The following is an 11,324-nucleotide window of genomic DNA, read 5'->3' on the forward strand; positions in this document are numbered from 1 at the left end:
CCGCCCCGCGGCCGGCCGCCGAAGTCCGGCGCCTACTCCACCGTCACGGACTTCGCCAGGTTGCGCGGCTTGTCGATGTCGCGGCCCAGCTCCAGCGCCGTGTGGTAGGCGAAGAGCTGGAGCGGGATGCCCATGAGGATGGGGTCGAGCTCCGGTTCGCTGCGCGGTACCACGATCGTGTGGTCCGCCTTCTCCTGCCGGCGGTGCGCGACCGCGAGGATGCGGCCCTCGCGGGCCTTGATCTCCTCCAGCGCCGCGCGGTTCTTCTCCAGCAGCTCGTCGTCCGGCACGATCGCCACCGTCGGCACCTCCGGCTCGATCAGCGCCAGCGGGCCGTGCTTCAGCTCGGAGGCCGGGTACGCCTCGGCGTGGATGTAGCTGACCTCCTTCAGCTTCAGCGCCGCCTCCCTGGCCACCGGGTAGCCGCGGACCCGGCCGATGAACATCATCGACCTGGCGTGCGCGTACTCCTTCGCCAGCGCCCGGATCTCGTCCTCGCCGCTCAGCATCTCGGCGATCTGCTCCGGCAGCCGCCGCAGCCCCTCGATGACGCGGCGGCCGTCGGCGACCGACAGGTCCCGGATGCGGCCGAGGTGGAGCGCGAGCAGGCCGAAGGCGACGACGGTGTTGGTGAAGCACTTGGTGGACACCACGCAGACCTCGGGGCCCGCGTGCACGTAGATGCCGCCGTCCGTCTCCCGGGCGATGGCCGAGCCGACGACGTTGACGACGCCGAGCACCCGCGCGCCCTTGCGCTTCAGCTCCTGCACGGCGGCCAGCACGTCGTACGTCTCGCCGGACTGGGAGACGGCGACGTAGAGGGTGTCGGGGTCGACGACGGGGTTGCGGTAGCGGAACTCGCTGGCCGGCTCGGCGTCCGCGGGCACCCGCGCCAGCTCCTCGACGAGCTGCGCGCCGATCATGCCCGCGTGGTACGAGGTGCCGCAGCCGAGGATCTTCACGCGCCGCACCGCGCGCGCCTCGCGCGCGCCCAGGTTGAGGCCGCCGAGGTGGACGGTGGAGAACCGCTCCTCGATGCGCCCGCGCAGCACGCGGTCGACGGCGTCCGCCTGCTCGCAGATCTCCTTGTGCATGTACGTGTCGTGGCCCGCCATGTCGTACGACTCGGGCGACCACTCCACCGTCTCCGGCGAGGACGACGTGCGCGAGCCCTCGGTGGTGTACGTGCGGTAGTCGTCGGCCTTGATGGTGGCCATCTCGCCGTCGTCGAGGGTGACGACCTGGCGGGTGTGCGAGACCAGCGCGGCGACGTCGGAGGCGACGAACATCTCCCGCTCGCCGATGCCGAGCACGACGGGCGAGCCGTTGCGGGCGACGACGATGCGGTCGGGGTGGTCGGCGTGCAGCACGGCGATGCCGTACGTGCCCTCCACCAGCCGCAGCGTCTCACGGACGGCCTCTTCCAGGGTGGCGGCGGCGGAGCGGCCGATGAGGTGGCCCAGCACCTCGGTGTCGGTCTCGGAGATCAGCTCGACGCCGTCGGCGGCGAGCTTGGCGCGCAGGTCGGCGGCGTTGTCGATGATCCCGTTGTGGACGACGGCGACCTTGCCGGCCTCGTCCAGGTGCGGGTGGGCGTTGGTGTCACTGGGGGCGCCGTGGGTGGCCCAGCGGGTGTGCGCGATGCCCGTCGCGCCGGCGAAGCGCTTGGGCAGCCGGGCCTCCAGGTCCCGTACCCGGCCCTTGGCCTTGACCGTCTTCAGCACGCCGGAACGGGCGGCGATGGCCACGCCGGCGGAGTCGTAGCCCCGGTACTCCAGCCGCTGGAGCCCTTCGAGCAGCAGCGGCGCCGCGTCGCGCTTGCCGATGTAACCAACGATTCCGCACATATCGTTCGCTTCCTGTCGGGAGGGAGTGAGGGGTGAGGGTGGGGCGGCTAGCCGTAGACGATGCGGCGCAGTTGACGCCGGGTCAGCTCGGGCGGCGCGACCGCGCGGCGCGCCAGCTCGCCGGCGATCCGGTCGAAGATCTCGTCGTTCACCAGGCCGCCCGCCTGCAGTTCGCGGTGGCGCCGCCGGACGAACGCGGGCGTCGTCTCGTCGAAGTAGGCCAGGACGTCCTGCACGACCCGCGCGGCTTCGCCGCGGCTGAGCGGCGCACTGCGTATCAGGTGGTCGATGAGGTCGTCGTGCACTCCTTGATAGTGCTCGATGATCTTCGCTTTCGCAACAAATCTGCCCGGAATCGGGCAGGAATCCCTCCTTTCCTGCGACAGAGTGGTCTACACCCTTGACCGGTGCGGGCACCGGCGGTACGCCTGGGAATGTCCATGTCACGCGCACGATCCGCAGCCCCGAAGGGACCACTGTGAGAGGTCACCGCCTGAGGACTCCCCCGCACCGGCCCCCGCGCTCCCTCGCGCGTCTGGGGGTCGCGCTGCTGCTCACCGTCGCCGCGGGCGTCGGCGCCGGCGGCGCGGCGGCGCCCGGCGCGGCGGACGGGGGGCGGCGGGCCGCCGCGCCGGCCGCGCCGGACTCCGTCATCCCCGCCCCCGCCGCCGTCGCGCCCGGCGGCAGCCCGTACGAGATCACCGCCGATACCGCCATCCGGGTGCCCGCCGGCAGCTCGGCCGCCGCCGCGTCCGCCCGGGACGCGGGCGAGTACCTGGCCGGCGTGCTGCGCCCCTCGACCGGCTTCGAGCTGCCCGTCGGCAGCAAGTCCGGCGAGGTCGAGCTCCGGCTGAGCGACACGCTCAAGAAGACCGTCGGCACCGAGGGCTACGAGCTGACCTCCGGCACCGACGGCGTGCTGATCTCCGCCGCGGCCCCCGCCGGGCTCTTCCACGGCGTCCAGACCCTGCGCCAGTTGCTGCCGCCGACCGTGGAGGCCGGCACCCCGCAGGACGGGCCGTGGCTGGTGGCCGGCGGCCGGATCACCGACGAGCCCCGGTTCGCGTACCGCAGCGCGATGCTCGACGTGGCGCGGCACTTCTTCACCGTCGAGCAGGTCAAGCGGTACATCGACCAGCTCGCGCTCTACAAGTACAACACCCTGCACCTGCACCTCACGGACGACCAGGGCTGGCGGCTGGCGATCGACTCGTGGCCGAACCTGGCCGAGTACGGCGGCAGCACGCAGGTCGGCGGCGGGCCCGGCGGCTACTACACCAAGGACCAGTACCGCGAGCTGGTCGCGTACGCCGCGAGCCGGCACATGACCGTCGTGCCCGAGGTCGACATGCCCGGCCACACCAACGCCGCCCTGGCCTCCTACGCCGAGCTGAACTGCGACGGCGTCGCCCCGCCGCTCTACACGGGCACGAGCGTCGGCTTCAGCTCGCTGTGCGTGCCGAAGGAGGTCACGTACGACTTCGTGGACGACGTCGTCCGCGAGCTGGCCGAGCTGACGCCCGGCACGTACCTCCACATCGGCGGCGACGAGGCCCACTCCACCCCGCACGAGCAGTACGTCACCTTCATGGACCGCGCCCAGGAGATCGCCGGCAAGTACGGCAAGACCGTGATCGGCTGGCACCAGATCACCGGCGCGAACCCGGTCGACGGCGCCGTCGCCCAGTACTGGGGCCTCAACGGGCAGGAGCAGGAGGTCATCGACGCCGCGAAGGCGGGCACGCCGCTGGTGCTGTCGCCGGCCAACAGGACGTATCTGGACATGAAGTACCACGCGCAGACACCGCTCGGGCTGAGCTGGGCCGGGTACGTCGAGGTCCGGCAGTCCTACGACTGGGACCCCGGCACGTACATGGGCGGCGGCGTGCCCGAGAGCGCGATCCTCGGCGTCGAGGCGCCGCTGTGGTCCGAGACGATCTCCACCAGCGACCAGATCGAGTTCATGGCCTTCCCGCGCGCCGCGGGCGCCGCCGAGCTGGGCTGGTCCCCCGCCGCGAAGCTCGGCTGGGAGGGCTACCGGGACCGGCTGGTGGCGCAGGGCCCGCGGTGGGAGGCCATGGGCATCGACTTCTACCGCTCGGCGCAGGTGCCCTGGGAGTGATCCCGGCCGAGGAGGCACGGGCCCGCCTCCCCCCTGCGGCTGCCGGTCCGCGGCGCCGCCGCGGAGCCCGCGGAGGGGAGGCGGTGGGGGGACGGCCCGCACCGCTCGGCACGGCTGGAGACCACCGCCTCCGCGCCGTCCCGAGGAACGCTACGCACGCTAGTGGCCCCGACTCGGGCGAAACAGGCAACACGGGCACCGGGCGCGAGCCTTAAGACTCTCTTGAGGAACGCATCGGAAGCACTTAATCCGCGCGCCGCACGGGACGGAAGGACCCCGCCCCGGCGGCGCGCGGACTCATCCTCAGGTGCCGCCGAGCCTCACCTCCCGCGGCGTGCCGTTGCTGCCGCTCCAGCCGGCGTTGAAGCCGAAGGAGACGGAACCGCCGTCCGGCACCGCGCCGTTGTACGGCGCGTTGCGGCAGGTCACCGTGGTGCCGGACTGGGTGCAGACGGCGTTCCAGGCGTTCTGGAGGCGCTGGCCGTCGGGGAAGTCCCACTCCGCGGTCCAGCCGTCGAGGGCGGCGCCGTCGCAGGAGAGGGTGACGGAGCCGGTGAAGCCGCCGGGCCACTGGTGGGGCACCGCGTACGCCGCGGTGCACTCCTCGCCCGGACCCGGCCCGGAGCCGCCGCCGGTGCCGAGGTCGTCGGCGTAGCCGGCGATCCAGGCGAGCGGGGCGTTCCAGTTGATCGTGACCTCGTTGGTCGAGTACGACTCGATGTCGTCGATGTAGCACATCGCCGGCGGGCAGCCGGCCAGCTCCCGCTGTGCCACCGGGTCCTCCAACTGCGAGTCCGGGCCGCCGGCCAGCGCACCCGCGGGCGGGTTCGGCAGGCTCGGGTCGAGCTGGTTCGCCCAGAACCTGTGGTGCTGGTTCTTCGAGTCGCGCTCGCCGTGCCCGGTGACGTACGACTGGTTCAGCGGGTTGCGGCCCAGCAGGTAGTCGAGGCCCGTGAGCACGGCGTCGCGGTAGCCGGCCTCGCCGGTCAGGCCGTGGGCGGTGGCCAGGACGACCATGTTGTTGAGCACCTGGCTGTTGGAGCCCCAGACGTAGCGCCCGCCCGCGGGGGCGTACGGGACGCCGTAGGCGGCGTTCGCGGCGTCGGCCGCGTAGCCGTCGGCGGCGTCGGTGACCATGCCCCGTACGACGGCGCGCTGCGCGTCCGTCAGCCCGCTGTCGACGGTGGCCAGGTCCAGCGCGCCGAGCCCCGCGGTGGCGCCCCACGACATGCCGCCGTCGGGGAAGACCGCCGCGGCGTCGCCGTGCAGGGGCGAGCGAAGCACGTCCTGGAGATACGCGTCCTCGCCGGTGGACAGGTACAGCTCGGCGGCGGCCCAGTAGAACTCGTCGCTCACGTCCCCGTCGCTGTACGCGCCGCCGCCGGTGCCGTCGTTCGGGTCGGCGAGCATGTCGGGGTGCGCCTTGGCGGCGGCGTACGCGGTACGGGCCGCGGCCAGGCAGCGGTCGGCGAAGTCCGCGTCGAAGTCCCCGTACAGCCGCCCGCACTGGGCGCCGGTGGCGGCCAGGTTGAGCGTCGCGGCCGTGGACGGCGGGTGCAGCTCGCGCGGCTGCGGGTCCTCGTGCGGCAGCGTCGGCAGGCCGGTCCACTGCGCGTCGTGCAGCTTGTGGTGCGCCATGCCGGCCAGGTCCTCGCCCGCGGGCACCTGCATGGCGAGCAGGAACTCCAGTTGCCAGCGCGCCTCGTCGAGCACGTCGGGCACGCCGTTGCCGCGTTCGGGCACGGCGAGCTTGCCGTCGCCGAGCGGCTCGCCGTCGGCGCCCTCGGTGGTCAGCGTGCGCTCGTACGCGGCCATCACCTGCGCGGCGGCGATGCCGCCGTTGACGACGTACTTGCCGTGGTCGCCCGCGTCGTACCAGCCGCCCGCGGCGTCCAGCGTGTAGTCGCAGACCCCCGGCTGGCACGGGACGTCGTCGTCGCCCCGGTTGGGCGCGACGCCCACGTGCCCGGCGGGCCGGGCGTACTCCTCGCCGACCAGTCCGGCGTCGATCTCGATGCCGCTGCGGTTGTGGTAGAAGTACGCGAGCGCGTCGGTGCGCAGGGTGCCGTAGATGTCGTCGCCGATGGTGAACGGCTCGCTGGTCTCGCCGTCGATCGTGACGGTGTAGCCCTCGCCGGCCTCGGTGAAGTCGCCGAAGGCGAAGGTGTGCACGTTCTCCAGCGAGGTCGGGTCCGTACCCGCGGGCACGGTGGTCCCGCTCGCCTTCTCGGTGCCGTCGGCGGCGTTCAGCGTCCAGGCGAGCGGCTGGGCGGCCTCGGTGACGAAGGTGCCGTTCTTCGGCCCCTCGGTGAGGTAGCCGACCTGGTTGACGCGCACGGGCGAGCCGGTGTCCGGGTCGTACGGGGGCTGTTCCGCCCCGCCGCGCAGCGAGACGTCGTCGATGCAGAAGGTGTACGCCGCGTCGCTGCCGCCGATCTGGAAGGCGAGCTGGGCGGCGTCGTCCGCGGCGGTGGCGGTGAAGACGTGCTCGAAGGTCTGGGCGGTGTCCGTCACCTGGTCCGCGGAGGAGAAGAACTGGCCCCACGGCTCCACGGCCTGCTGCACGTTGGTGCGGATCGTCACGGGTGCGGTGGCGGTCGCGGTGTAGCGCAGGGCGTAGGTCTCGCCGGCGGCGAGCGGCAGGTCGTTCTGGCCGACGATGGCGTCCCACGGGTTGACGGTGCCGGCGGGCACGTCGGCGCAGAGCCGCCCGTCGACCACGGTGGCGGGGTTGCCCGGCGACCACCACCAGGGCGCGGTGCCGGCGTCGAAGCCGCCGTTGAGGATCAGCTCGGGGCCCTCGTCGGCCGCGACGGCACCGGGCGCGGCAAGCGCTCCGGCGACCAGCACGGCGGCGAGGGCACGGGGTATGTGCCGTCTCACGGAAGACGTCCTTTCGGATGGGGGGTGGGAAGCGGGGCGCGGCCGCACCCCTCGTCGTCACGGCCGCGCCCCCGGGCGGGTTCGACCCGCCATCGCGCCGCGGCCGGTGCGTACGGGCCGGATGTCCGGCGCCGTACGCACCGGCCGCGCGCCGGCTGTCAGGGCTCCGTGCCCCACACCGGCGAGCCGGCGACGTACGCGACGACTCGGGGCGCGTCGATGTACGTGCCGGTGGCGGCGCGGCTGTAGTCGTCCGACTCGTCGAAGGCGGACCAGTCGGTCTTGTTCAGCCGCAACTGGATGTCCCCGGTGGAGGCACCGGCGGCGAGGCTGCCGGCACCCGCGGTGAAGCCGACCTCCAGGTAGTGCGTGGCGCCTGCCCTGCCGCCGCCGGCCGCGACCACGCGGTGCGTGACGTTGGCGGCGCCGAGCTGGGCGTAGTCGCACCAGGTGCTGTACGTGGCCGCGCCGGACTCGCCGCTGAACCAGTACCGCAGGGTCAGCGTCGACAGGCTCAGCGCGCCGCCGCCGGTGTTCACGATCCGCAGGCCGGGCCTGATCTGGTTGTCGGTGGGTGCCTGGTCGTTGTTGCGGTACTCGACCTTCACCGCCCCGGTGCCGGTGCCCGTCCCGGTCGTCGCCGTCACCGCCGCGGACGGCTGCGAGGCGTTGCCCGCCGCGTCCCGGGCGGTGACCGTGTAGGAGTACGCGGTGGCGGCGGAGAGCCCGGTGTCGGTGTAGGACGTGGCCGTCGCGCTGCCCACCGGCGTGCCGTCGCGGTACACGTCGTACGCCGTCACCCGCACGTTGTCCGTCGAGGCGGTCCAGGCCAGCGCGACGCTGCTCGCCGTGGTGCCGGTGGCCCGCAGCCCGCCCGGCACGGTCGGCGGCTCGGTGTCGTCTCCGGGGCCGCCGGGGGTCTCGCCGCCGAGCAGTTCGCCGTAGGCGGCGAGGGCGAGTGCCAGGGCGGCCTGGGCCCAGAAGCGGTGGTACGTGAACACCGGCGCGGCGCCGCCGTCGAGGTACGTCTGCACCTTCTCCCAGTCCGGGTCCTCGCGGTACCAGGGGCGCAGGCCGAGGAAGGTGACGCCGGGTTCGATGGTGTCGCCGTACGGGGAGGTGCCGGACCAGCCGGCGGGCACGTACACCTCGCCGTCGAAGCGGTTGTAGTCGCGGCGGGTCTCGGGGACGGCGATGCCCTTGTCGTCGGTATGCGCGGCCATCGCGTCGAGCAGCGCCTTGGCCAGCGCCGCGGCGTCGGTGTCCGCCGCCCTGGCGGCGTAGTAGACCAGCGTCATGACCAGCGCCGCGCCGACGCCGACGTCGTCGGCGTAGTCCACGACCTCCACGTGCAGGCCGGCGTTGGCACCCGGGTTCGCGGCGTTCCAGGTGTCGGGGGCGCCGGTCCAGCGCAGGGTGGACGGGAAGCGGTAGCTGCCGTCGGCGCCGACGGTGGTCTCGGCGGAGGCCCAGGCGACCCACTTGGCGAGGATCGCCCCGGCGTTGGCGTTGCCGGTGGCGTGGTAGTACTGCGCGACGCGCTCCATGCCCCAGACCTGGAAGCCGAACCAGTTGTTGCTGGGCGGGTCGTGGTAGACGGGCTGCCAGTCGTAGGGCATGCCGTAGAAGGTCGGGGTGCCGGCGGGCGGGCTGCCGTACCGGCCTTCCCAGCTATTGGTGCAGCCGCCGGCGAGGGCGCCCTCGGTGGACTGCAGCCAGCGCAGGAACTCCAGTTGCCGGGTCAGACTCGTCGACCAGTCGCTCTTCGCGGTGGGCGACTTGGGGGTCAGCTCGGGCACGGTGGACAGCGCCCAGGCGGCGAAGGGGTTCTGGTAGCCCTGGTGGGAGGCGCCGTCGCCGATACGCCACGCCCAGCCGCCGCCGCTGCCGGTGGAGCCGCCCCAGGCGTAGTACCAGGACAGCAGGTAGTGCTGGGAGCTGCGGCCGGTGCCCGCGGGGCAGCCCGTGGGGCTGTCGCAGTCGCCGATCCGCTTGAAGTACTTGTCGAACATGGCGTAGCGCAGGTAGTCGCCCATCTTCGCGGCGCGCGCGACGGACGCCGCCACCTGACTCTCGTTGCCCTGCGCCCTGGCCCAGGTCAGGGCCCAGTACGCGGCCTGTACGGCGCGGGCGTCGGCGTCGGGCGCGTTGGTGTACTTCCACTGGCGCGCGTAGGAGGCGTCGCCGACGAAGAGGTCGAGGTAGCCGTTGGGGCCGCCGAACTCGAAGAGGTCGGTGGTGGGCTGCGGGATCGTCTCCCAGACCGACTCCTGGGAGCCGCGCTGGTAGCTGTTGATGAACGACGCGCCGGGCCCGGGGCCGTTCTGGCCGCCGGTGCCGGGGGTGTTGCCGTAGCCGTAGACGTTGTCGAGGTCCATGAGCCAGTGCATCCCGTAGACGTCCATCGTCCCGTACGCGGACGCCAGTTCGGCGGCGATGGGGTCCTGGCCGACGGGTACGGCGGGGTCGAGCTGGGAGGGGTAGGACGAGACCTCGGGGTGCTCGGGCGCATAGGTGGCGGGCGAGCCCGGGTTGTACGAGCCGCTGCTGGCCTGGTCGACGTGGGGCGGGATGATGGAGCGCTCGGCGGTCTCCCAGGCACCGTTGAACGGGCCCCAGTCGCCGGTGACCCTGCCGTACGCGGCCTCCAGCCAGATCCAGAAGCTGAACGCCTCCGAGGTGGTCTGGTGGCCGTGGTCGGGCGCCTCGACGATCAGCGTCTCGACGCAGTGGTAGGGGATGCCGTCGGGGCTGAAGTACCCGTTGGCCGGATCCTTGATCTTCTCGTACTGGGCGAGGAAGGCGTCGGTGTACGGGGTGGCGGCGACGGCCTTCGTACCATCGCCCGCCGGCGCCTGGGCGGCGTGGGCGGTGGCGCCGGCCAGGGCCTGCCCGGCGCCGAGGGCGACGAGCGCGCCGCCGGCGGCGGTGGTGAACGATCTTCGCGACAGCCGTGCGGCCTCGTCGGGAGTGCGGGGTGCGTGCACGAATCCTCCTGGAACTGGAAGGTGTTCGGGCGTGCGGGCTTGCGGGCGGACGGCGTGGGGGGACAGCCGGGCCGGGCGCACGGGGCCTGTGCGCGCCCGGCCCGGCTGAGCAGAGCGGACGGGGTGGGCCTGGCGTGGTACGCCCCCGTCCTCGCCTCGCGACAGGAAGTGCAAGTCTTGAAGTGTGGGAGCGCTCCCAATCTCCCGAAGGGTTATGCACCTGTCAACCCTCCGGACAGAAGTCGCCCCGGGACCACGGCAGTTGCACGGTACGGGCCGGAAGGCCGGCCCGTACCCACGGACGCGGGGGGGGGCCCGCCGGGGCCCCCCGCCCGCGGGGCGGCCCCGGCCGGGCCCGCCCCGCGTCGTTCCGGCCCGGCGAGAGGGCCGCCGGTCTCACCCCGAGGCGCGCACCACCAGCTCCGTCGGCAGCACCACGTGCCGCCCCTGCGTGCCGTCCTTCGCGTCGATCCCGTCCAGCAGCACCCGCACCATCGCCCGCCCCATCTCCTCGGTGGGCTGCCGGACGCTGGTGAGCGGCGGATCGGTGTGCCGGGCCACCGGCGAGTCCTCGAAGCCGACGACCGCGACCTCGTCCGGCACCGTACGGCCCGCCGCGCGCAGCACCTGCAGCGCGCCCGCCGCCATCACGTCGGAGGCGGCGAAGACCGCGTCCAGCGCGGGCCGCCGCTCCAGCAGCTCCTGCATCGCGCGCCGGCCGCCCTCTTCGGTGAAGTCCCCGACCGCGACCAGTCCGGCGTCCTCCTCCCGGCCCGCCGCCTTCAGAGCCTGACGGTAGCCCTCCAGCCGGCAGCTCGCGACGTACATGTCGGAGGGGCCGGTGATCGTCGCGATCGCCGAACGCCCGCGGCCGATCAGATGCTCCACGGCCGCCCGTGCGCCGCCGGTGTTGTCCGAGTCGACGTACGGCACGGCCTCGCTCGCCGCCCGCCGGCCGTTGAGCACCGCCGGGAGCCCCATGGCCGCCAGCATCTCCGGCAGCGGGTCGCCCTCGTGCACGGAGACCAGCAGCACGCCGTCGACCCGGTCCGCGCTCAGATACGCCGCCAGCCGCTCCCGCTCCCGGGGCGAGCGGATGAGCGTCAGCAGGAGCTGCTTGTCCGTCTCCGCGAGCTCCGCACTCACCCCGCGGACGATGTCCGAGAAGTACGGCTCGGAGAACAACCGCGTCTCCGGCTCCGGGATCACCAGCGCGACCGCGTCCGCGCTGCCGGCCGCGAGCGCCCGCGCCGCGCGGTTGGGCACGTAGCCCAGCTCCGCGACCGCGCGCTCGACGGCCGTCCGCGCCTGCTCGCTGACCTGGTCCGATCCATTGATCACCCGGGACACCGTCCCCCTGCCCACCCCGGCTCGCGCGGCGACCTGCTCAAGCGTCGGTCTTCCACCGCGCCCGCCGCGCGCCACCGGCGTACGCCGATCCCTGACCGCCATTCCACCCTCCCGCGTTATGGCTGTCTGCTGACT

At 73.3% G+C, this 11,324-nt stretch carries 6 protein-coding genes; 1 reads left to right on the forward strand and 5 read right to left on the reverse strand.

Translation table 11 applies throughout. The features are described from left to right. Nucleotides 1-32: 32 nt before the first annotated feature. Nucleotides 33-1,847 (reverse strand): glutamine--fructose-6-phosphate transaminase (isomerizing), encoded by a 1,815-nt coding sequence (gene glmS, locus ABGA99_RS08345; RefSeq protein WP_347582421.1) that lies wholly within the window; start codon nt 1,845-1,847, stop codon nt 33-35. A 47-nt stretch (nt 1,848-1,894) separates the two neighbouring features. Continuing rightward, entirely contained in the window at nt 1,895-2,173 is a 279-nt protein-coding gene (locus tag ABGA99_RS08350; RefSeq protein ID WP_347576760.1) for a hypothetical protein, read from the reverse strand. Between the two features lie 152 nt (nt 2,174-2,325). Here ABGA99_RS08350 and ABGA99_RS08355 point away from each other — a divergent pair, with 152 nt between their 5' ends. Further along, entirely contained in the window at nt 2,326-3,969 is a 1,644-nt protein-coding gene (locus ABGA99_RS08355) for a beta-N-acetylhexosaminidase (protein WP_347582422.1), read from the forward strand. A gap of 303 nt (nt 3,970-4,272) precedes the next feature. Here ABGA99_RS08355 and ABGA99_RS08360 read toward each other — a convergent pair whose 3' ends face one another. The 3 genes from ABGA99_RS08360 to ABGA99_RS08370 all read right to left on the reverse strand — a co-directional run bounded on the left by ABGA99_RS08360 (nt 4,273) and on the right by ABGA99_RS08370 (nt 11,291). After that, complete coding sequence (locus tag ABGA99_RS08360) at nt 4,273-6,852, reverse strand: glycoside hydrolase family 9 protein (protein ID WP_347576675.1); 2,580 nt, start codon at nt 6,850-6,852, stop codon at nt 4,273-4,275. 158 nt (nt 6,853-7,010) lie between these two features. Beyond that, on the reverse strand, nt 7,011-9,737 hold the full coding sequence (locus ABGA99_RS08365) for a glycoside hydrolase family 48 protein (protein WP_347582449.1): 2,727 nt from the start codon (nt 9,735-9,737) through the stop codon (nt 7,011-7,013). Nucleotides 9,738-10,235: 498 nt separating this feature from the next. Beyond that, nucleotides 10,236-11,291: a LacI family DNA-binding transcriptional regulator gene (locus tag ABGA99_RS08370; protein WP_347576676.1), complete on the reverse strand. Its 1,056-nt coding sequence runs from the start codon at nt 11,289-11,291 to the stop codon at nt 10,236-10,238. Between the last annotated feature and the right edge of the window lie 33 nt (nt 11,292-11,324).

This window comes from Streptomyces sp. B5E4 (assembly GCF_039871555.1).
Lineage (GTDB): Bacteria > Actinomycetota > Actinomycetes > Streptomycetales > Streptomycetaceae > Streptomyces.

Excerpts from the sequence above, each read along its gene's own strand:
- glmS (WP_347582421.1), bottom strand. The coding sequence starts at position 1,847 with ATGTGCGGAATCGTTGGTTACATCGGCAAGCGCGACGCGGCGCCGCTG.
- ABGA99_RS08370 (WP_347576676.1), bottom strand. The coding sequence starts at position 11,291 with ATGGCGGTCAGGGATCGGCGTACGCCGGTGGCGCGCGGCGGGCGCGGT.